This is a genomic window from Dictyobacter sp. Z7_2 (assembly GCF_057551105.1).
The window spans coordinates 4,522,266-4,544,886 of record NZ_BAAJPE010000002.1 but is presented as its reverse complement, the minus strand read 5'-3'; the positions used below and the strand labels follow the sequence as shown (position 1 = coordinate 4,544,886).

At 51.3% G+C, this 22,621-nt stretch carries 18 protein-coding genes and 1 riboswitch; of the genes, 7 read left to right on the top strand and 11 right to left on the bottom strand.

Annotation, left to right across the window (positions count from 1 at the left end):
• Nucleotides 1-75: 75 nt before the first annotated feature.
• Nucleotides 76-924: a sugar phosphate isomerase/epimerase family protein gene (locus AC27N8_RS32430; RefSeq protein WP_487073334.1), complete on the bottom strand. Its 849-nt coding sequence runs from the start codon at nucleotides 922-924 to the stop codon at nucleotides 76-78.
• A 1,043-nt stretch (nucleotides 925-1,967) separates the two neighbouring features.
• Nucleotides 1,968-2,121, top strand: a riboswitch (FMN riboswitch).
• A 421-nt stretch (nucleotides 2,122-2,542) separates the two neighbouring features.
• On the opposite strand from AC27N8_RS32430, the gene ribA reads away from it, so the two are divergent.
• The 4 genes from ribA (at nucleotide 2,543) to AC27N8_RS32410 (ending at nucleotide 6,895) form a co-directional block, all read left to right on the top strand.
• On the top strand, nucleotides 2,543-3,787 hold the full coding sequence (gene ribA / locus AC27N8_RS32425) for a GTP cyclohydrolase II (protein WP_487073332.1): 1,245 nt from the start codon (nucleotides 2,543-2,545) through the stop codon (nucleotides 3,785-3,787).
• A 39-nt stretch (nucleotides 3,788-3,826) separates the two neighbouring features.
• Nucleotides 3,827-4,327 carry a 6,7-dimethyl-8-ribityllumazine synthase gene (ribH, locus tag AC27N8_RS32420; RefSeq protein WP_487073330.1) on the top strand — a complete coding sequence of 167 codons (501 nt, stop codon included), beginning with the start codon at nucleotides 3,827-3,829 and terminating at the stop codon, nucleotides 4,325-4,327.
• Nucleotides 4,308-4,901 carry a riboflavin synthase gene (locus AC27N8_RS32415; protein ID WP_487073328.1) on the top strand — a complete coding sequence of 198 codons (594 nt, stop codon included), beginning with the start codon at nucleotides 4,308-4,310 and terminating at the stop codon, nucleotides 4,899-4,901. The genes ribH and AC27N8_RS32415 overlap by 20 nt, the downstream gene beginning before the upstream one ends.
• A gap of 596 nt (nucleotides 4,902-5,497) precedes the next feature.
• On the top strand, nucleotides 5,498-6,895 hold the full coding sequence (locus AC27N8_RS32410; RefSeq protein ID WP_487073326.1) for a hypothetical protein: 1,398 nt from the start codon (nucleotides 5,498-5,500) through the stop codon (nucleotides 6,893-6,895).
• A 25-nt stretch (nucleotides 6,896-6,920) separates the two neighbouring features.
• Here the strand turns inward: AC27N8_RS32410 and AC27N8_RS32405 are convergent, their stop codons facing one another.
• From AC27N8_RS32405 to AC27N8_RS32385, 5 genes are all read right to left on the bottom strand, one after another.
• On the bottom strand, nucleotides 6,921-7,832 hold the full coding sequence (locus tag AC27N8_RS32405; protein WP_487073324.1) for a 3-keto-alpha-glucoside-1,2-lyase-like domain-containing protein: 912 nt from the start codon (nucleotides 7,830-7,832) through the stop codon (nucleotides 6,921-6,923).
• 211 nt (nucleotides 7,833-8,043) lie between these two features.
• The gene (locus AC27N8_RS32400) at nucleotides 8,044-8,682 is read right to left on the bottom strand and encodes a TetR/AcrR family transcriptional regulator (RefSeq protein ID WP_487073322.1); all 639 of its coding nucleotides are present in this window, start codon (nucleotides 8,680-8,682) and stop codon (nucleotides 8,044-8,046) included.
• Between the two features lie 270 nt (nucleotides 8,683-8,952).
• Entirely contained in the window at nucleotides 8,953-9,249 is a 297-nt protein-coding gene (locus tag AC27N8_RS32395; protein WP_487073320.1) for a hypothetical protein, read from the bottom strand.
• A 60-nt stretch (nucleotides 9,250-9,309) separates the two neighbouring features.
• Nucleotides 9,310-10,494: an alpha/beta hydrolase family protein gene (locus tag AC27N8_RS32390; protein WP_487073318.1), complete on the bottom strand. Its 1,185-nt coding sequence runs from the start codon at nucleotides 10,492-10,494 to the stop codon at nucleotides 9,310-9,312.
• Between the two features lie 307 nt (nucleotides 10,495-10,801).
• On the bottom strand, nucleotides 10,802-11,353 hold the full coding sequence (locus AC27N8_RS32385; protein WP_487073316.1) for a hypothetical protein: 552 nt from the start codon (nucleotides 11,351-11,353) through the stop codon (nucleotides 10,802-10,804).
• A gap of 463 nt (nucleotides 11,354-11,816) precedes the next feature.
• Here AC27N8_RS32385 and trhA point away from each other — a divergent pair, with 463 nt between their 5' ends.
• Complete coding sequence (trhA, locus tag AC27N8_RS32380; protein ID WP_487073314.1) at nucleotides 11,817-12,485, top strand: PAQR family membrane homeostasis protein TrhA; 669 nt, start codon at nucleotides 11,817-11,819, stop codon at nucleotides 12,483-12,485.
• 9 nt (nucleotides 12,486-12,494) lie between these two features.
• Here the strand turns inward: trhA and AC27N8_RS32375 are convergent, their stop codons facing one another.
• Entirely contained in the window at nucleotides 12,495-13,985 is a 1,491-nt protein-coding gene (locus tag AC27N8_RS32375; protein ID WP_487073312.1) for an FAD-dependent monooxygenase, read from the bottom strand.
• Between the two features lie 192 nt (nucleotides 13,986-14,177).
• Between AC27N8_RS32375 and AC27N8_RS32370 the strand changes: the two genes are divergently transcribed.
• Nucleotides 14,178-16,934: an AAA family ATPase gene (locus tag AC27N8_RS32370; protein ID WP_487073310.1), complete on the top strand. Its 2,757-nt coding sequence runs from the start codon at nucleotides 14,178-14,180 to the stop codon at nucleotides 16,932-16,934.
• A gap of 86 nt (nucleotides 16,935-17,020) precedes the next feature.
• Here AC27N8_RS32370 and AC27N8_RS32365 read toward each other — a convergent pair whose 3' ends face one another.
• From AC27N8_RS32365 to glgX, 4 genes are all read right to left on the bottom strand, one after another.
• The gene (locus tag AC27N8_RS32365; RefSeq protein WP_487073308.1) at nucleotides 17,021-17,515 is read right to left on the bottom strand and encodes a cupin domain-containing protein; all 495 of its coding nucleotides are present in this window, start codon (nucleotides 17,513-17,515) and stop codon (nucleotides 17,021-17,023) included.
• Between the two features lie 479 nt (nucleotides 17,516-17,994).
• Nucleotides 17,995-18,171, bottom strand: a complete 177-nt coding sequence (locus AC27N8_RS32360) for a hypothetical protein (RefSeq protein WP_487064165.1) — start codon at nucleotides 18,169-18,171, stop codon at nucleotides 17,995-17,997.
• 174 nt (nucleotides 18,172-18,345) lie between these two features.
• Complete coding sequence (locus tag AC27N8_RS32355; RefSeq protein WP_487073306.1) at nucleotides 18,346-18,489, bottom strand: hypothetical protein; 144 nt, start codon at nucleotides 18,487-18,489, stop codon at nucleotides 18,346-18,348.
• Between the two features lie 119 nt (nucleotides 18,490-18,608).
• The gene (gene glgX, locus AC27N8_RS32350; protein ID WP_487073304.1) at nucleotides 18,609-20,684 is read right to left on the bottom strand and encodes a glycogen debranching protein GlgX; all 2,076 of its coding nucleotides are present in this window, start codon (nucleotides 20,682-20,684) and stop codon (nucleotides 18,609-18,611) included.
• Nucleotides 20,685-21,075: 391 nt separating this feature from the next.
• Here glgX and AC27N8_RS32345 point away from each other — a divergent pair, with 391 nt between their 5' ends.
• Nucleotides 21,076-22,491: a S53 family peptidase gene (locus tag AC27N8_RS32345; RefSeq protein ID WP_487073302.1), complete on the top strand. Its 1,416-nt coding sequence runs from the start codon at nucleotides 21,076-21,078 to the stop codon at nucleotides 22,489-22,491.
• Nucleotides 22,492-22,621: the final 130 nt, after the last annotated feature.

Below are 22,621 nucleotides of genomic sequence, written 5' to 3'. Positions count from 1 at the left end.
GAATCGAACAAAGTAAACTAATCAGGCACTTTCAGTTTACTTTGTTCGATTCTAATAATGAAGCTCGGCTCGCGACTAAAGCTGTGCGCCCAGTCTTTGCTGGAGGTAGTCGCGACAGAGGATGAGGCTCTCTTTGGGCGTTGTCAGGGAGACGTCGATCTCGACGGTGATCCAGTCCTGATAGTTGACGTCAGCGAGGGCACTCATGATGGGTGTGTAGTCGATGATGCCTGTTCCCAGCTCGCTAAAGATCGGCAGCGACTCCGTCCCGGACGAGACTGGCGTTCCCGCTTGCTTGCTGCGACGCTCTTCGATGGCTCCGTCGCGCAGGTCTTTGACGTGCATGTAGCGCATGCGATCGCCATAGCGGCGGATGATCTGCGGAACATCGATCTCGGCGCAGGTTAGATGAGCGGTGTCGGGACAAAAATAGACGTAGCGTGGATCGGTCAGTTCCATGATGGTATCGATCTCGTGCTCGGTCTCGATCTCGGTGCCGAGATGCGGATGCACGCAGGCCAGAACGCCAAGATCATAGCAGGCACGCGCCGCTTCATTGATGGTCTGAGCGGCCTCCCGCAGAGCATCATCACTGGTGCCGCCGATCGTACGGGGGCCAGCAGGTCCAAATACCAGGCGATCAACTCCCAGACGTGCTAACAGACGAGCCAGGCGTACATTCGCCGCCACGGTCTCATTGCGACGCGTCGGATCGCTGAAGCGTCCTCCGCCATAGAGGGCCGAGAGCCGCAGATGATGCGACGCCAGCAGCTCGGTCAACTGCTCAGGCTTCTCTTCATAAGCCAGAGCAACATGCGAAAACGGCTCGCAGGCATGGAAACCAATCTCTTCTACTTCTTGCAAGCCCTGCTCAAAATGATCCCCCCAGGTGATCAGATGGCACGAAATAGGATTATTAATCATAGCTTTTCCTCAACATTGAACGTAGCTCATAGCGTCTACCTGACGAGCGATAAACACGCATTTATTCTATACATAATCTCGCCAGCCTCGGCTCACATGCAACCAGCATTGGTGCAATCAAAAAATCTTCCCCAAAACTATAATAAAATCAAGGGGTAGGAAGAATTCTCTTTCAGTGTATCATACAGCCGCATCACAGAGGTATTATCGAAGTATTAAAAGACATACAGTCTCACCTCAACATCGTATAGAAATCGTCATCGTACAGAAATCGTACAGGTAGCATAACTCAAACAAACACGTATACAGTGTAACAAAGCTATTCGAATCGCCCATCACTGACAAAGGAGCTTAAAAATCAGGTTTTTGTGAACTGATGCATTATTTTTTGCCGCTAATCAAGCATACTATAAAAGTTTCCTACTTGCCCGGTGCAACGTTTCTATACGACTCAGCACTTAAATTTTATAACTTACGCTATAACACTATCTGGATAGGATTATAGTATCTAATCAACGATACTATTCCATTCATGTATCGACAAAGGCCTTAAAAGTTATCGATTACAGGCTCCCAATGGACAAGTCTTCAACGCCACCAACGACTATCAGCAGCAGCAACACTGGATCGATCCAATTGGACAAAACATCTACGGAGGCAATTGGGGAGCACAACCCGATCTGAATTGCACTCCCCTCTCAAACTCAAACGACTGATCAATATCTTCGTTTAGACTGAAATACGAAAGACCGTACCCAATATTTGTTGGACAAAGGGAGCCAGAGCGGCAATAAGAATCGGACTGAGGAAAGAAATAATCTGGATACGTACAAAGGGCGAGTGAAAAACACCGAGATAGAGATCATTCCCTTGAGTCTTGCCAGCCTCTCAGAGAGATGTAGAGAAAGATATACACGCATTCTTCACGAGTGCCTTTTAAGCGGAAATAATATCTAAATATCAGAAACGCCAGCTAAAAACGTGCGCAAGTGTTGACAAAGTACCAGAATTTCATTACTATCTGAGTAGAAGAATTTTATATCATATGTCTTCGGGGCAGGGTGAGGATACATCATCAGGTGTTTCCAATTCCCGATCGGCGGTAAAGCCCGCGACCTACTGCATAGCTACGCTTGCACTGGTGGATCTGGGGAAGTTCCAGAGCCGACGGTATAGTCCGGATGGGAGAAGACACAGTCAGCAACAAAGACTCAAGGCTTTGTTGTGCCGCTGCTATGTGATCGATGCTATTCATTTCCTGGCATTGCTGAAGCTTGTCTTCAAGGACTGCTCTGCGTTGCCTGCATATATGAGATAGTGTCTTTTGCACACTTTTTTCTCCCCTCAAGACCTCTTCAGGTGCTTTCCCCCGTCCCGAAGCTTATCGCTTTGTGCCATGCAAGTAGGCCGTATTTCCAGTAGCGTCGCACGCGAGCGTGCGATGTCCACTCGACGTACGATCAGGCCCGTTTGCGTAGTACGAGTTCCTGGGACATCGCACGCGAGCGTGCGACACTACGCTGTTTTCATGACCTTTGACAGAGTACTATCTTGTGCGCATAATTTAGCTCTAGCAAATAAAAACTGGTTAGAAAACATCATAAGGAGTACCTTTCGCATGTCCAATCAGACAAACAACACATTTCACTATCTTTCAGTGGCGGAGGCGGTACGCGATATTCAGGCGGGCAAGATGGTTTTAATTACCGATGACGAGCAGCGTGAGAATGAGGCGGATCTCTGTCTGGCCGCTCAATTCGCCCAGCCCGAGTCGATCAACTTCTTGCTGCAATCAGCCCATGGACTTATCTGTGTGGCGATGGCGGGCGATCTGATCGATAAACTACAATTATCCCTCCTCCACGATCGTGGTGCCTCGCTTCAAGGTACAGCTTTTACGATGTCGGTGGATGCACTGCATGGGACCACAACGGGGATTTCAGCACACGATCGTGCACGTACGATCCGAGCGCTCGTCGATCCCACCACCCGACCAGATGATCTGGGACGTCCAGGACATGTCTTTCCGCTGCGCGCTCGTCCCGGAGGCTCACTTGAGCGTCGAGGACATACTGAAGCGTCCGTCGATCTCATGAACTTCGCTGGCCTGACACAGGCTGCCGTGATCTGCGAGGTGCTCGATCATACGGGAGAAGCGGCACGTGGACAAGCGCTCCATGAGCTCTCCAAGCAGTGGCAGATCGGAATTATCACCGTCGCAGCCATCGCCCGCTATCGTCAGGAGCATCATGTCACCCGCGTCGCACAGACACAGCTCCCGCTGCCAGAAGCCAAATTCAAAGCGTTCGCCTATCAGGAGCTCGACGCGCAAGAGCAATACATGGCGCTGACCCTGGGCAATATCGATGATCCGCAGGCAGAGGCTCCGCTGGTACGTCTTCATTCGGCCTGCGCCACCGGGGACATCTTTGGCTCGCAGCGCTGTGACTGTCAGGCGCAGCTACACGCCTCCCTGCATGCCATCGCAGCCGAAGGACGCGGCATCCTCATCTACATGCCGCAGGAGGGACGTGGCATCGGACTCACCGCCAAATTGCAGGCCTACGCCTTGCAGGATCAGGGCTTCGACACCATCGAGGCCAATGAAAAACTGGGATATCCCAGCGATGCCCGCAGCTATAACATCGCCATCGAAATACTCAAGGATCTCAACATCGCCCGCGCTCGCCTGCTGACCAACAATCCGCAGAAAATCCAGGCCCTTGCCGAAGCAGGGATCAACGTCGAACGCGTCCCATTAGAGATACTTCCTACCGCCGATAATATGCACTATTTACAAACAAAATTCGAGCGCATGGGACATATGTTAACGCCACATCATATTACTCCTGCAGCATTATAATTTTTTTATGGATCATACTTGAAAAGGAGTCCGATCATTATGCAATACCAGGTACAAGAGATGACGCTCGATGGCACGGGACTGCGCATCGGGATCATCGTGGCTCGCTATAACTGGCACATCACAGGAGCGCTCCTGAACCTGACACATCAGGAGCTACTGCGCCTGGGCACCGCCGAGGACCAAATTCATACCGTCTACGCGCCCGGCACCTACGAATTGGCCACCATCTCACAGGCAATGGCATCAACGAACCAGTACGATGCCATTATCTGCATTGGCTGCGTCATGAAAGGCGCTACCCGCCACGACGTAATCGTCGGAGACGCAGCCGCGCAAGGCATCCAGCGCGTCGCTCTGGATACCGGTGTACCAATCATCTTTGGCGTGCAGTGCGCTGAGAATCAGCAGCAGGCAGAAGAACGTATCGCACGCGGCACCGAATTTGCACACGCCGCCGTCGAGACCGTCCGCACCATTCGTATGCTCAAAAACAAGGCGCAAGTGAAAGGAGAGGCTCATGTTTACGGGAATCGTTGAAGAGATAGGATCTCTGCGTGCCTGCGAGCCGACCGGCATCGTCATCGAGGCGCGGCAGATCCTGGATGATCTCTCAATCAAAGATAGCGTCGCCGTCGATGGCATCTGCCTGACAGTAACCGAGTTGGGGACAGACTGGTTTCGTGTGGATACAATGCCCGAAACGCTCCGCCGGACACGTCTGGGTAGCTTACAGCCGGGAGATCCAATCAACCTGGAGCGCTCGCTGCTCGCCAATGGACGCATGGGAGGCCATATGGTCCAGGGACACGTTGAAGCCTGCGTCTCGATTCTCACAACCTCCGTTGATGGCATCGGACTCGACGTCACACTGGCATTGCCTCCGCAACTAAAATCCTACATCGTCCCCAAAGGCTTCATCGCGCTCAACGGCGTCAGCCTGACCGTCGTCGATGTCTGGGATGATCGCTTCTCGATCTCGCTCATCCCCTACACACGCGAGCATACCAACTTCGGGCAGGCCCGGATAGGCTCACAGGTCAATGTCGAGACGGATATCATCGGGCGCTATGTGGCACAGTTTCTACAGGCCAGCGCCACCATAAATAGGTAAAATAATTATTTGTATCTTTTATACAAATACACCGCAAATGTAGCACAGGGGTTTTACGCCCCTGTGAGGTGCCCACGCCACTCATGTACCATGTTCGGCTCCCAGCGCCTCCCTGGCAATATGATCAATGGAGGGACTTTGACGCTATGGCACCTCGCAGGGGCGTAAAACCGAGGTGCCCATGCCACTCATGTGCCATGTTCGGCTCCCAGTGCCTCCCTGGCAATATGATCAATGGAGGGTCTTTGACGCTATGGCACCTCACAGGGGCGTAAAACCCCTGTGCTACATTTGCGGTATTAATAATTAAAACAGGCAGCAAAATGAGGTGCATTCGTTGCGCATCCCGTGGGAGATACACTCCACTCATAGCACAAAAGTTAGCCAACGCTTCTACGTTGGTGAGCATCTCCCGCCATCGCCTCTCAAAGACGTCTCCGGTACGACAAAAGATTAATTATTTGCTTCTGATCAGTACTATCAAGTACAGTACAGATAACATCATAAACTTATATGTTTATCTAGCCAGATCTAATACATTACCAGATCTACTCTATTACAGACTGGCATCAGAACAGATAGGAGCCATCTTATTAATGATTGCTGAAGGATCACACACAGTATTATCAAATCAGGAGAGTAAAGATTCCAAACTGACCTTTTTATTTGCTTCTCTCGAGACCTGTTTGATTATCATTGGCCTGCTTTTCCTCTTTTTTATTATGCCCAGAACACTCCATGGAGATGGAACGCTTCGTTATCAATACATTACGACCTTTCTTCAGCATGGAAACGTTGTCTCGTTACAGAATAAATATTCGCTGATTGGACCATTATTTTCGTTACCATTGCTGATCATCGGCCAAAGGCTGGGAGATCCCATCGATTGGATCCTCATCTACAACTATGTGCTTTTTGCTTTGAGCCTCGGCTTCGTCTACCTTCTCTGCAAGGATCGCATACCGCGTGGACTGCTACGAAAGTTTTTTCTGCTGCTGATTACAGCTTCCATGTTTGCCGCTCATCTTACCTCCTACTATGGAGAAGTCTTTACCGCCGTCTGCGTCGGTTTCGGTCTGCTGGCCGTGATGATTCGTTTCACCTCATGGGGGGGATGGATCGCGGTAATTCTGGGAGTAGTCAATACGCCAGCAACACTCGTTGGACTAGGACTGGCCGTCTTACAGCGGATCATCGCCACGAAACGCCTCCGCTATGTGATTGCGCTGGTGATTACCGGCCTTTTGATATTAGGCGAATCGTGGCTACGACGTGGATCATTTTTTGCCAACGGCTACGCCAACGATGCGGGTAACCACACCTTTATGCCTTTTGCTGGACTACCTGGCTTCAGCTATCCATTCATCTATGGACTCTTATCGATTCTCTTTTCTTTTGGCAAGGGATTAATCTTCTTCGCCCCAGGACTCCTGTTACCTGTCAGACGCACGTTAAAAAGCTGGCAGGAAAAATATGAGCTCAATCTGTATCAGGTCTACACCCTCTGGGTCTGTTTCTTGATAGGATTGATACTTGTCTATTCAAGATGGTGGGCCTGGTACGGAGGTCTCTATTGGGGACCACGCTTCTTCCTCTTTGCCTCGCTACCTGCAACGCTGGCGCTCGCGATCAGACTACATGAAAAGGATAGCCATCCAATGATCAACCTGTTAACGGCTGGCATCCTTTGTCTTTCGACCTGGGTCGGCATCTGCGCAACCATCTTCCAAAGTGAGGCGCGTCTGACTGTATGCATGCAGAACAATTATGCCCTGGAAGCCGCCTGTCATTATATCCCCGACTTTAGTGTCCTCTGGCAACCGCTGATCGCGCATCCGCAATTAACCATTGGACAGAAGCTGTATGTTGTCTATAGCGTGCTCGTATTCATCTACTTTATAGGACCTCTGCTCTTCAAGATTTATCAGCAACTTAAAGAGCCTGTCAGAGCCTACCTGCAACCCTATATCGATAGACACGCATGGCACATCTAGTAGCGTCGCACGCTCGCGTGCGACGCTACTGGCATGGGGTCGCGGTAGCGGTCGGGGTCGCTGTGGTGGTCGGGGTTGCGGATGGCGTCACGGTAACCGATGGGGTCGCGGTAACCGACGGAGTCACATCAGGATTAGGATCAGGGATAGATGTGATATCCAGACTGCTAAAGGCGACGGTGGCGGCACTTGAAGAGCAACTATTTTGCACAAAGAGAGCGGCTTGTCCATGCGTGTAGTCATAATCTTGTACAGTTGCGATATTGACCCCATTGATCCAGAGAGCGATATCGGGACCATTCATCGCTATTTGCAAATTATTCTCTTGTCCAATCGGATTCAAGACGCTCTCTTTGCTGGCAACGGAAGCCAGTTGGAGACTCTGTGACAGACCAGCAGTATCTAAATACTCTTTATTGATCGTGACAATATTGCTCCCAAAAATATCAATGCGATAGTCATGATCCAGATTGCCATCGCCACGTAGATAGAGACCCATCTTATCGCCCTTATCCGCCTGCACCAGAGTAAAATTTGTCGACAAGGTGAAGTCACTTAACGCAGTCGAAACCGGAATGTTCTCGGTTAAGGTCGTATGATTTGAGACGGAGAGCGTTAATCTCTGATGGCTCAAGGTGCGTAGATACTCGGCGGTATTCACGGCCCATCCATTATGATTATCATTAAAGTCCTCGGTGAACAGAGGAACCGGAGTCGAAGTCAACGTGGCAATGACGCTGGCACTGGGAGTCATCGAGGGCTGTGTAGCTGTCGTTGTGTGCGTCGGTTTCGCTGTCGGCTGGACAATGACAGGGTCCAAACTTCCCTGCATCCGGGTTGTAAAAATCGCGCAACCACAGAGAAGAACAAAAAGTACCAACACGACCCAGACCCAGAACCTTCTGTACTTACGAGGGCGCTTTTTTTCACTTACCATAACGGTGAATTGCTCCCTTATTATCCTCAATATTTAGCATAGAGAAGCCAAACAGCTAGTTTTATCCTACCTGCCTGCCGCCTCCATTTATTTACATAGAAAGAGAAAAGAAAAGATAGATCTGTCCAGATATAGCACCCGAACAAGACACCTTCTTCCTCTTGCTCCCTTAGATCCGCCAGACTTCCATCCCATCAAAGTAGCAAAAAAACTAAAGCTGATGCGCAGTCGTATCAGGCAGAGTCTCATCCGCCCGCTGAGGCAGATCTTGCGGCAAGAGCAATCCTTCCGTGATCAATTGACGATACATGGTAATCACCTGTTGCACGCTGAGCCGCCCATCGGGACGGAACCATGTCGCAACCTGCGTACACATCGCGATAAGCGCATACGATGTCACTTTCGCATCGCAGGGACGAAAGACATGGCGCTCCATGCCATCGCGTAGCAGGTCCTGGAGCAAAGATTCATACGTATCACGCAAAGAGAAGACATAAAGACGAGATGAGTCTTCTAAAGCTCTCATCTCGGTATCGATAATAAAAAACTCCGCCTTGTAGATCGTATGCATGCGAATATGATTCGCAATAGCCTCATCCAGGCGGCGTAAAGGATCACTATACGCGCTCAAAATATGCTCGAGGCTGGCATTCAGACGCTGCATGTAGGTCTCCATGATCTTTACCAGCAGCGCCTGCTTGCTCGGGTAGTGATGATAAATACTCGCCGCCTGAATCCCCGCCAGACGGGCAATATCACGCAAGGGGGCTGCATGATAACCATATTGCGCAAACAATTGGACGGCAGCAGCTAAAATATTCTCGCGCATGGAACGGCCTTCGGGCCGCATAGGCTCATTTCCTCATTTCTGTTACAATCTCTTATCATTGTAGCAGAAATGACAGGACGAGTGAACGGTATCCAAAAACTCGGGTGTCCTTTCATCTTTTTTGCCTCGGGAGACCGTAGCGTCGTGCCCTCGGGCACGATGTCCCACTCGACGTACGAGACAGCAAGATCTCGGCAAAATACGCGGGGGTACCTGATCGTACGTCGAGTGGGATCTCGCGGGGGTACCTGATCGTACGTCAAGTGGGACATCGTGCCCGAGGGCACGACGCTACGGTGTCCTCGCTTCGCTCGACACTTTTAAGCGCGTCCGATGAAGCGCGTAGATGCTCCATGGGACGACGAGCACGATGACGCCTGCAAACCAGATGGCAGTGGCGGCGGCAAAGAGATGTCCAAAGAGCCAGATGCCCAACCAGCCACCGAGGCCGCCAGCCAGGCCTCCCATGAGGATCACAGTGGCCTTGCGATACCTGTTTATCCATTCGACAGGCTGAAAATGTGTGGCCAGCGAGATAAGTCCTATCAAGAGGCCAATCACACACCAGACGAGCGAGAGTAAGAGCATTATTTGTCTCCTTTATAACCATCTTCTATGAAGGCATAGCTTTGTATAGCTAGTAGATATTTAGTCGGCATACATCAAATGAGAGAGGAGCAAGAAAAGCCGTGAGCCATCACCGGCCAGCTGAGCGATTGGGAGTCCGGAGCGCATCTCAACGTGATCAAAGATGTGGAACTCGACATATTCGTGCTGATGATGCAGTTGCGTCAGAGCAGTATCAAATTCACGTGAACCAGTGACCGGCAGCGAATCATCATTGCGATCGTGCAGCAAAAAGATGGGGGCCTGGATCTGAGTGAGCACGCGCCGTGGCGAGAGTTGATCCAGGCGCGCTGTGACATCGGACGGAAGCGCCGCCATATTGGCATCGACGCGCTCAGGCTGGTCTCCTTTGAGCAGATGATAGATCGCTTGCGCTCCTGGCGAGAATCCGGCCAGCGTAGACGCATCCAGAGGGGGTGCGCCGGTCAAGAACGCGGCGACGATGGCGCTCCGCTCGTTGGAGGGAAGGTTTGGCGTCGTCGTATTGGACAACACTTGCATCGGTATGTCGATGGGATGCCAGGCCTCCTTTTTGCCATCGATAATCATGCTACGCGTGGCAAAAGTACGCAGAAGCGAGCGGGTATCGAAGTAGCCTCCAAAGGAGGTCACATACGCCACCTGGGAGCGGATACGCGGATCGGCGGCTGCGAAGCAGATCAAGGGCACGCCACCGCTAAAAGCGATCATACCGCTATGGCGTCCAGTCATGCCAGGAAGGCTCTGGAGCATCAGAAAGGCCTGAACCACCGCCTCGGTATCCTCAGCCGAGATCTGATAAGCCATCAGGGCCGGAGCTGTGATATCCATGACCACAAGTCCCGTACGCGCCAGCGACTCCGCAAGATTGATCAGTTGCGGCACCTGACGATTATCTCCAACGCCAGGCACCATCAAAACGCCTCCACGCGCCTGCGCCAGGAGAGGATCAGGGCTGGACGGCGCGTAGATATCCAGATAGGCCAGGCCATCGGGGACGGAGAGCTGCATCTGCGTGTGCTTGATGGGATCACCAGTGCTCAGCAGGACCTGCGGCTGCGACGCCGTTATCAGCGCTGGCAAAATAAAGGCCGAGCGCAAGGCCGAGCGGCCTCCTGGCAAAACGGAAAAGAAAAAACCAGCTCCACAGAGAAGCACAAAAAACAAGCGTATCATCGTTCGCGCAACGCGTTGCCTGCGGACAACTGAGGGACGATCTATTTGCATCCTCTTCTCTCAATCAATCTTATGCATAGATACAATCAAATCAGTACATATGCATACTATACGCGAAGAGACAGTCAGGAAAGAGTGTCAATTGTCCCATCTATCCATACATACCAGCACCTATCCCATCATGCCCCTGGACATATACCTCACAAAAGAAATCCGCTAGCCTCGCAGCGATACAGAGGAGAGTGCACAATCATAAATACATTTTTTATCAAAAAAAACGTGATATTTTCTCAGCATTCAACAACAAAAAACAGGATACCTCTCTACAAAAGATAGAGAGGTATCCTGCATAAAAATGCTAGTCTTCTTCTTGTTTTATATCCACATCATCTTCGTTCGCGACCAGTCCCAAATACACACTCATCCATCCGGCAATAAAATGCGAGCGCCATAATCCCTGCTCAAAGGCATTGAAGTCATCAGGCAAGAGATGCTCAATAATCATAGTAAACTGTTTGTCATCCAATGGCACCGGGTTCCCACATTTGTTGTCTTGAATAAATGCCATGTGGGCACGGATGCCGACGCGGTAACCGTGCTCTACAGCGCTCTCATAGATAGTCTGTTCTTGTAGGCCGATACGTACACGCTTTCCAAAAGGCAGATCGGTTCCTGGTGAATAGATCAGGTCACCGATTTTTTCTAGTGGCGGTGGTGGCACCTCGTTCGATCTGGGAGAGAAAGACATTCTAAACCTGCTTTCCTCGTATACCTGATGGACAAGCATTTCGGACATCATAGAAAAATAAAAGCATCGCCCACACCCCCTTTCAGGCACACTTATCAACGCATAAGAAAAAACACTGCCAGGCCCTTTACAAAGTCCAGCGACAAAGATATTCTCATCCATGGGAATATCGCTCCACCCAACTGGTAGATTTCCATTGTACATTCAATCTAATCAATAACACAAATCCAACGAGCAATCGCATCTAACTATTACTTTTTGGTGAGTTATTTTTTACTTTTTATTGAGTAAAAACTACAATTGTTTCTAATAGTTTCTATATAGTTACACAGTTTGGTAGCCGCAAAAGGATAGCGAGCAGGGATATTCCCGGCATTCAACGTCTGCGGCGTCAGGACAAATCATTAGCCTGAACGAGAGTAAGGACGAAAAACAGTTATCCTGACACGTACCATCAGCATCTTCTCATGATCAAAACAGCTCTCTTTAAGAGAGACGATAAGCCTGGATAAAAGAACAAAGATTTGGCGATGTTAGCTGGCAATGATGCTTTTTTGGTCGCTTTGCTCTATACTGCAATTGAATTTATAGATAATGATTGGAAACTTGCTTGGAAATGAAACTGATGAAAACTGATGAAGAGACGCAAGAGAAGATCAAGCCACTCCTGCGGGGATGGTTTCATGCTGCGGCGGCAGTGGCTTCTCTGGGATTAACAATCACGCTCTGCTGGTTGAGTCGTACAGATATCCCTCGCCTGATCACGTTGCTGATCTTTGGCCTGAGCATGATCGAGATGTATACGGTAAGTGCGATCTATCATATCGTCTACTGGAAACCGGCCCAGAGACTCGTCTGGCGAGCCCTCGACCATGCCAACATCTTTCTCTTAATCGCCGGAACCTATACGCCGCTCTGCTTTAATATACTCTCCGGCTGGATACGTATCACCCTGCTGAGCGTCATCTGGATACTCGCGCTTGCTGGCATGGTCTTTACGATCTTCCCCTCTGCGGTACGCGTCCCTAAATGGTTCAACGCCCTCCTGTACATCCTGATGGGGTGGATCGCCATCCTGGCACTGCCAGCCTTTCTGGCCGTCCTGCCGTGGTCATTTGTGCTGACTATGATCGCTGGAGGCGTCCTCTACACCATCGGAGCTGTCATCTATGCCAGCCACTGGCCCAATCCTCTGCCACGTATCTTTGGCTATCACGAAATATTCCACATCTTCGTCATAGCAGGCAGCGTCGCTTTCGCTGCCTGCGTCTGGATCTGGGCACTGAAAAGCTAAATACCCTCACTATGTCCATAAGGCAAGCGCCTCTGCCAACTGCACGAGGCGTTGCTCATCATCCTGCTCATCACTTGCCCAGGCAACATGTCCATCGGGACGTATAAGCGCCATCTGGACCTGTTCTAGCGGAGCATATGAGACTGGCTCACTGGCTCGCAGTAGTTTGATATCCGTCTTTTCGTGAAGCGTCTGCTGGCTAGATTGTGGTACGTCAGCCATTGTCAGATCAAGCAGAACGAAATTTCCTCCGTGAAAGGATTGATAGAGCATCTCATCGCCGCCGCCGTGCGTTCTCAGGGAGAAATTGGGCAAGCGCTTGCCGGTCAGTGGATGCGTAGAGAGGTTTTCAAACACTGGCTCATAGGCAGTACTGAGTGCAGTGACCTGATTGGCAAGTGGTCGATTGACGGATGCTAGCTGCAACAATGAAGAGGTCCAGGCTCGTAGCGCTCTACCACCCTCTGAAAATGAGGTCATGAGTTGAACTTGCACCTGTGTGTTTTGCATCAGGGCTGCCCCAATCGGATGGCGCTCGGTATGATAGCTCTCCAGAATCTCGTAACTGGCTCGGCCTTGCAGATAGGCGGCTAACTTCCAGCCAAGATTCATAGCATCCTGCAAGCCGACATTGAGTCCCTGTCCCCCTGCCGGAGCATGAATATGAGCGGCATCGCCAGCCAGAAATATGCGTCCTTTGTGATAGAGCTCGGCCTGACAATTGCGATCCCCGAAGCTGGTCAGCCACTGCGGATCGTGAATCCCAAAATCGGTGCCTGCAATACGCTTCAGACTTGTGCTCAGCACTTCAATGGTCACAGGCTCGGACCTATCCATATGGAAAAGCAGAGGATCAATAATAGCGAAGCGATAGAAGTCTGGTCCCAGAGGCACGGCCAGAATACAACCATCAGCATTAAACAAGTTCAAAAATGATGGTCGCTCAGAAACGCGTACCTCGCCAAGAATCGACATCATAGTATTTTCGTTGCCAGGGAAGTCAATACCCGCCTGCGTGCGCACAATACTGGATGCTCCATCACAACCAACCACAAACTTTGCCTGTAAAGTAGATCTCCCCTGCGCATGCTCAACCGTCACATCTACGTAATCAGAATGCGGCTCAAGAGCCAGCACATTGCATCCATACCGAACTGTTGTCCCCAGTTCTTGCAGACGCGCACGCAAAAAAGCCTCTGTCCGCGCCTGCGGTAAAGCTAACATGTAAGGATGACTTGTATCCAGGGAACTAAAATCTAGCTGTGTTTCGAGAAAACCAAAGTGAAAGGCAGATCGCGTTGCACCAGCCGCCAGAAATTTTTCTACGATACCACGCAGATCGAGTATTTCTAATGATCTGGCATGAATACCCATGGCACGCGAGTACGGAGTTGGTTGCTCACGTCGCTCCAATACCGCGACCTCGACACCGGCCAGAGCCAACTCACAGCCTAAAAAGGTCCCCACGGGTCCTCCACCAACGATAAGCACATCAAGCATAATAAAATACCTTTCATCATATCTTTCTTAAAAAATGTCTGGCGCTGGGGGCGCGACATCACAATAGAGCATACAAGCAAGGTAATTAGGAAAGAATGGCCCCAGGCTATCGTGCAGATATCGTCTGGCTACGGCATATGCTATACTCTAAAAGGCATGGAAGTTTTGCATTTTTTATCAGGAAGGAGCTATATGGGAAAAAGGGCAAAAGAGGCGACTCCCAATCTACTTCTACGCCGGGCTCGGCAGGAGAGAGGATGGACACAGAAAGCTGTAGCGGAACGTATTGGTGCTCCAAATGATGTGATTGTGACGCGTTGGGAGAGTGGCACAGCTTTTCCGAGCGCATTCTATGTAGAACGGCTCTGTCAGCTCTTTGGACAACAAGCCAGCGATCTCGGATTGCTAAAAGAATGGCAAGCCCATGAAGCGCCCCAACCCCATACGTATCAAGCGCCGACAGTTCCATCCAGATCCGGCTCTTCACAACTTTCCTCTCTTCCTCTTGTCGGACGCGACGACGAGATGTACATGCTCCAAGCCTTCTTTGAGGAAGTTCAACAAGGACAAACGCGAATAGTGCTCCTCCAGGGAGAAGCGGGTATCGGTAAAACACGTCTGGCCTCTACTTTCATACATTGGGCAACCACGCAAGGCGCCATGCTACTCCAGGGACGCGCATTCGCGATAGGAGGCTACCTTCCTTATCAGCCATTGGTGCATATGCTCAGTCAAAGTATTGAAAAGGAGCAGGATCTCGAAAGCTTGCTCAGCGCGACCTGGCTGAGCGCACTTTCGCGTATACTCCCAGAGCTCCATGGCCGCTATCCCTCACTACCACACGTAACAGGAGATGAAATAACCGGGCGCATGTGCTTATTTGAGGCCGTGACACGTCTGGTACAAGGACTCGGTGAACGAGCTCCAGTCATACTCTTCGTTGATGATGTCCAATGGATCGATACAGCATCCCAGGAAATGCTACACTACGCACTACAGCGTTGGAACGAAAGTGACACACCTCTCCTTTTACTACTCTCGATACGTTCCGAGGCACTGGCAACACCGGATACATTCAAGCAATGGATCAAGGGGTTTTACCATAATTTACCCGTGACAGATCTCATCCTTGAGCCATTGAGCTATGCAGCGACGCTTCATCTACTGGAAGTTATTGGCACGCAACAGACTTCGTCCAAGCTTCAACAACAACATTATGCGACACTTGGACAATGGCTCTTTAATGAAACACAGGGACAGCCATTCTACTTGATCGAAACATTAAAGATGCTCCAAGAACATCGGGTCATTACATTAAATCACACGGCGCATGGCACTGAATTGATGGTGGATCTAACTTCCCTGAGCACATTACAACAGCAACATCTGCTGGCACCAAATGTACGACGACTGATTCTTGCACGCCTGGAACAACTTACATCCACAGAACGCGCCCTGCTCACAGCCAGCGCCATCCTTGGATACACAACTTCATTTGATCTTCTCTGCCGTGTCCTTGATGTAGAGACGCACATTGCTCTGCCTGCACTGGAGAGAGTCCTACAACAAGGATTGTTACGTGAAGTCAACACTGAGAAGGATCAAATACCACACTATTTCTTCGGGCATGATAAGGTTTGTGAGGTGATTGCAAGCGAAATGAGCGAGGCTCAGCGCCGTCACCTCCATCAACAAGCGCTCCAGATCCTCACAGCACGTGGGCAGCCAGCAGCTGAACTGGTTCATCACGCTCTGGAAGCTGGACTGTCCGAGCAAGCCATGCATCTTAGTCTGGCAGCCGGTGATGATGCAGTGCGCTTGTTTGCTAATGCAGAGGCATATACGTACTATAAGCAGGCGCTGGATGTGCTGAAGCGTCTACCAGAAGACACTACAACCTGGGATCAGCATATAGAGATCATTCTCAAGCTGGTTCAGGTTTCCTGGATGAACGTAGATATAGAGCAAACACTTCACAGACTCAGCGAGGCAGAGCATCTGGCTCAAACCCAACACGATCAGAAAAAGCTCGCGTATATCCACTATTGGATTGCTGTAGTTTACGGAACGCGCCATGCTATGCGCCAGGCATGCAAATACGCCGAACGCGTCCTGTTAGAAGCGCAGGCCCTTGAAGACGAAAAGCTCATAGCGTTATCCTCTCTACAACTCAGCCGTGTACTGATCCTACAAGGACAGTATGGCCACATCGAACCACTACTTCTCCCGATCATTCCTATCCTGGAACGCTCTGCGAATTGGCTGGATTGGACCTACGCCCTGGGCTATCTCGGCGTGGCCTATGCGGCACGCGGCCACGCCGAGTTGGGGGTTGCTCAAGGACAACGCTCAGTCGAACGTGCACGTCAAGCAGGAGAACTACAGCGTCACATTGGATTAAAGGCACGCCATTTTCTTTGCAATATCTACGTCCATAGCCACAATCTCTTAGTCATGCTCGAAGAAAGCGATCATGTTGTCGTCGAAGCGCAACAGAGCGGTGAACAACTCTTTATTTACTGGGCATACGGTTTCCGTGGCTGGGCACAAGTACGTCTGGGAAGATATGCAGAAGCCGAACAAAGCCTCGCTCACGCCCAGAGAGCGAGTCAAACTTTAGGCAAAGACATTATGGGACAAGACATTTTAGAAGCGATAACGGCCGAGCTACTACTCGCGCAAGGTCAGATAGAACAAGCACTTGAGCGTGCCATGACAACCGTGCGCATTGCCACAGAAGAGGTGGGAGCCATCCTGAGCACCGGACTGGCCGAATGCGTCTGGGGGCAGGCGTTAGAGCGTCTCGGACGCTGGGAAGAAGCGCAGGAGCATCTCAATGCCAGCGTCCAGACCCTCCTGTCAGGAGAGGCACTCTTAGAAGTCGCTCGCACGCAGGCCATATGGACCAGGCTCCGTCGTGAACACGGAGTGCCACAAATGTCCTGCTAATCTGTCTCTTTGCATCCCACACACTAAAGAGCAGGAGAAATTCTCACCAATCGACTCTTCATGATGCGCAACACAAAGATATGAGATTAGAATTGGAGGCCAACGGCCGCATTCTCTTCGGGACTCGCATTCCAATAGCCATATTTGTCACTGATAGTAAAAAATTTCATCAGATCTTCGGGAGTCACCGGCTGAGGACCGCCAGTCACTGGCCTGCCAGTCTCCTGAAAAAAAGATCCTATTTTTTTTGTCGTGTTTAAAAGTGTCACTGCCGGCTCATGCGAGACGTTACGCAAGGCATGCAGGGCATTCGAGGGCACATGGATATAATCACCAACGTGGCACTCAAGCCAATCATGGCCAGTATCGTCCTTTCTCAAAAACTGTAACGTGCCGGAGATGATCACGAAATCCTCTGTATCAGCATGAGTGTGTAACGGTATAGCAGATCCTGGAGGAAGTACGCCTTTCAACACGCAAAAATCACTCTGCTCATCGCCTGGTGCAACCAAAAACTCCAACGTTGATCCAAAAACATCAAGGATTACGCCAGTTGTAGGATTCTTTTCTGTAATCGCCATAGAGCAAGCTTTCCTTATCTAATTTATTACTAACAATCTACCCTTGTCCGGAATGAATTATAATCGAAAGGCAAAATGGAAAGAATAACTCCAAGCTATCGTACAGGTATCGTCCAACTACAACAGTGCAGGCGAGATCCCCTTTCACCCACAGCACAAGCGTCCGACGCTGCTGCTCTGTCAAAGATCATAGCAACGTCGTCTAAGAGACCAGGATGACTCCTTACACGAGGCGTCAACGCTCACCGACGTTGCCCGGACAAGAGGGATGACCCCTTGAACCAGGCATCCACGTTTGCCGACGTAGCGCCGTGGTCTTGTGCCCGGCGGCCTCGTGACGTACGTACTGTTCAATTTTGTCACTCAATAGTGAAAGAAGAGAAATGCAATTGTGCATATGGGGGCTGATATTCAGCATTTTCGCACGTGAACTGGCCGCCGGGCACAAGACCACGGCGCTACTACTCTGTCAATGGTCATCACGCCTCTGTCTCAGAGGAGATATGTTCCCAAAACAGATCCGTGAAGTCGTGGGGTGAGACGCCCACCGACGTAGCGGCGCGGCTCCGCCGTGCTGTCACTTCCCGCACGACACCGTCCCACGTGCCGATGGAAGCAACGCCAACAAGACGCTCCACAGTGGGAAGATTGTGCAATGGAACCTCATGAGGAGCATGGTCGGACGAGTCACAGACAGCACGGCGGAGCCGCGCCGCTACGTCGGTGGGCGTCTCACCCCATGAGGTGCATATCTCAGATGAGAGATCGGTGCGATGACCTTTGACAGAGTACTACGTCGGCGAGCCTCTCACCTCATTGGGATCGCGTTTTCAATGCGACATCGGCGCGATGACCGTTGACCGAGTAGTAGCGGCGCGGCTCCGCCGTGCTGTCACTGCACGCACGACCACGTTGCCCATGGCGTTACATTGCGAGACGCTCCCAGGCCGAATCAGACGAGTCACAGACAGCACGGCGGAGCCGCGCCGCTACGTTGGCTGGCCTGTCACCCGACGGCTTCACGGAACTGTTTTGGAGACACACCTCCTCTTCAACAGAGACGTGATAACCTTTGGCAAAGTACTACGTTTGGCTATCTTCCAGATAGAAGAACGACGATGCTGTGCCTGGCAACGAGTTGTTGAGGGTTATCAATTGTGGCGGCCTGCTCGATGGCGACGAGATCCTGCGGAGATGGCTGTGCAGTGTCGATGATTTTTTTCCAGCAGGAGTTGGACGTTACCGATGGGAGATCGAAGCACTGGTCGACAAAGTCCATGTTGAGCATGACATGGAAGCGTGTATCGTTATCGGAGATGGTAAATGCAAGCAGGCGAGCGTTGGGATCGTTCCAGTCGGGCGACAGCAGATGATTGCCGTGCCATTCGATATCGCGTGTGCCGTGCCGATCGACGAGACCACTGAAAAAGTTCTCACGGCGCAGGGCGGGATAGCGATGGCGCAGGGCGATCAGGTCCTTGACAAAGCGGAACAGGTCGGCATGTGTAGTGAGCTGCTGCCAATCGAACCAGGAGGTTGGATTATCCTGACAATAGGTATTATTGTTGCCGTACTGTGTACGATAGACTTCGTCGCCTGCCAGCAGCATCGGCACGCCTTGCGAGAGCAGCAGGATCGTGTAGAAGTTTTTGACTTGCTGCTGGCGCAGAGCGTTGATGGAGGCATCATCGGTCTCTCCTTCGACGCCATGATTCCAGCTAGCGTTATACGTTGAGCCGTCACGATTATCCTCGCCATTGCTCTCATTGTGTTTGTCGTTATAGGAGACGAGATCGCGTAAGGTAAAGCCATCATGGCAGGTGACAAAGTTGATACCATTGATGGGACGCTGGCCAGGCTCCGAGAAGATATCCTGGCTGCCCGCGATCCGCGAGGCAACCGAGCCAATCATGCCTGGATCGCCTTTGACAAAGCTACGAATGGTATCCCGATACTGTCCGTTCCAGACAGCCCAGCGATAGCCAGGAAAGTTTCCTACTTGATAAAGACCAGCTGCGTCCCAGGGCTCGGCGATGATTTTGGTGTCCGCCAGGATGTCTGAGAGCTCGATGGCCCAGAGGATCGCGGCATACTCCATTGGCTTGCCATCGATGCCACGCGTCAGGATAGATCCCTCGTCGAAGCGAAAGCCATCGATATGCATCTCCTGCACCCAGAAGTTCAGACATTCAACGATCAGCTTGGAGGCAATCGGATGGTTGCAGTTAAAGGTATTGCCACAGCCAGAATAGTTCAGATAAATGCGCTTATCCTGTTCGTCCAGGAAATAATAGATGCGATTATCGATACCTTTAAAACTGATCGTCGGCTCGTCATTGCCTCCCTCGCCCGTGTGATTAAAGACGACATCCAGCAGCACCTCAATGCCCGCTCGATGAAACGCTTTAACCATATCTCTAAATTCATTGATATGGTTACCGCCTTCGCTGTCGATGCAGTAACCGGGATGCGGCGCAAAGTGACAGATAGGATCATAGCCCCAGTAATTGGTGAGCCGCTCGCCGGTGAGCGGATTGTGTCGCGTGACGCTGGTTGGATCAAAGGCGAAGACGGGCATGAGCTCGATGGCGTTAATGCCCAGCTCTTTCAAATAGGGGATGCGCTCGATTAAAGCACAAAAAGTGCCTGGTCGCACGCATTGATCGGTCAACAAACGCGTAAAGCCGCCAACGTGCAGCTCGTAGATAATAGCTTCGCTCATCGGCCGGTTCAGGCATTGATCCCCCTCCCAATCGTATTGAGAGATGTCGATAATCGTACTACGTAACGCAGTCGCAACGTTATCGGCCGGACCAATGGCATCCTCGCGCTGCCAGAGCTCACTGGTGATGCCGCGACCATAGGGATCAATCACAACTTTATTGAAGTTGAAACGATCGCCCGTTAACTCTGTCTGCTCAGAGCCGAAGACACGGTAGGCGTAATGCATCCCAGGACGCAGGCCCCGAACATAGACGTGCCAGAAGTGAAAGGTGCGGTTTTTAAGCTGATCCAATAAAATGATTTGGAACGGCTCCACATCGCTGCTGTGTGCAAAGAGCAAGAGCTCGATATTAGTGGCATGCTCGGAAAAAATCGAAAAATTCACGCCAGCGGCATCGGGAGTAGCTCCCAATGGACGTGGCCTCCCTGCTTCAACTGCGTACACGGCGCAACCTACCTTCTTTCTACGCTGGACTCCTCCCTCAGGGAGCCCTGAACAAAGCGTAAACCTGATGCTAGCATCCAAACCTCGGCAGAGCAATAGACAAAAACTCCATCTTTCAATCAACCATTTAGCCGATGTTGACATACACGTTTCCATTTTATACTGCTTAATGACGAAAAGATTCTACTCACAGGTACAGAGTACCGTTTAGCAAGAACACTGTCAGCACCAAACGTAGCGTCGTGCCCTCGGGCACGATGTCCCACTTGACGTACGATCAGGCAGGCCAGCGTGGACTGGCGAGATCGAGCTGTCTCGTGCGAGGAACTGGGACATCGTGCCCGAGGGCACGACGCTACGTTTGGTCTATTCACCATGGGGGCAGTAGCAGATGAGATATAGACGCCAACGCATTTTACAGATAGCAACCATCCTTCTTCTATCCAGTTTACTTATGACGATGTCACAACTTGTACAGGGTAATCCGGTAGTACACGCCGGCCGTACAGGAACAGCGGGCGCGCCCGGCCAGGTCCAGTTGCTCCAGCACGCCATGCACAAGCGGCAACCGCTCGTGCACGCCATCCCGCTCAACAAATACGCCATCCCCTATGGAACAGGTCTGCCCGCCTGCCTGACAAACGTAGGAGCTCCGCACTGTTACTCGCCACTGCAAATGCGAGAAGCATATCAGATACAATCTCTGACCAAAGCAGGCATCACCGGCGCGGGACAGACCATCGTCATCATTGATTTTTATCAAAGTCCGAACATCCGCCACGATCTGCATCTGTTTGATACCCTGTTCGGCTTACCAGATCCAAAGTTAACGATCTACGCTCCCGATGGATATGCTCCCTTCAATAGCAACGATCCATCGCAGATCATCTATGCATACGAGACCAATCTGGATGTCGAATGGGCACATGCCATCGCGCCAGCCGCCGACATCGCGCTCGTCCTGGGACGGACGCCCGAGGACGCTGATGTCTATCATGCAACTCAATTTGCGATTCAGCATAATCTAGGCGGCATCATCTCGCAAAGCTTCGGAGCTCCCGAGACTGCCGAGAGTAGTGCGTACCTGACCGCTGTGCATGCACTCTTCACACAGGCACGAGCAAAAAACATCTCAGTCTTCGCCTCATCAGGCGACACAGGTACGCTTGAGCCAATCTACACACAAAAGAAGCCACAAAAAATCATCGCCCTCAGCCCGGGAGTCAACTATCCCGCCAGCGATCCACTCGTCACAAGCGTCGGCGGCACCAGCCTCAGAGTCAATCCCACCACCGGAGTGTCGAGCGAGACCGTCTGGAGCAACACGACCGGAGCCACCGGCGGCGGCTTCAGTCGAATCTTCACCAAACCAACCTATCAGAACGGCATCGCAGCCATTGGCGTCAAGCGGGGGCTGCCAGATATCTCCTACAGCGCCGATCCAGAATTTGGCGTCCCGGTCGTCATCAGCGTCCATCCCAACAAACCAGTCATCATTCCCATCGGAGGCACCAGCGCAGGAGCCCCTCAATGGGCCGGCATCGCCGCCCTCGCCAATCAGATGGCCCAGAGAAGACTCGGCTTCCTCAATCCTGCCCTCTATACGCTCGGAAAAAATGGACTTTTCTATCATCGCATCTTCCGTGACATCGTCGTCGGCACCAACAACTTTACCTATAAAGAGGCAGGCTACCAGGTCCCGATCCTGGGCTACACGTCGCACAACGGCTGGGATGCCTCCAGCGGGCTGGGCACCCCCTTCACACCTCCACTTCTCAATGCGCTCATTTACCACTATCGACCGTAGATGCGAGATTGATCAACCATTTCGTCGCAGCACGCAGTAGGCAAAAAAACCTATCCCGGCACCGGGTTTTGGTAAACGTGGAGCTATGGGCTACAATGTTGGCATCTATTCATTCTTTTGATGGTGGCAA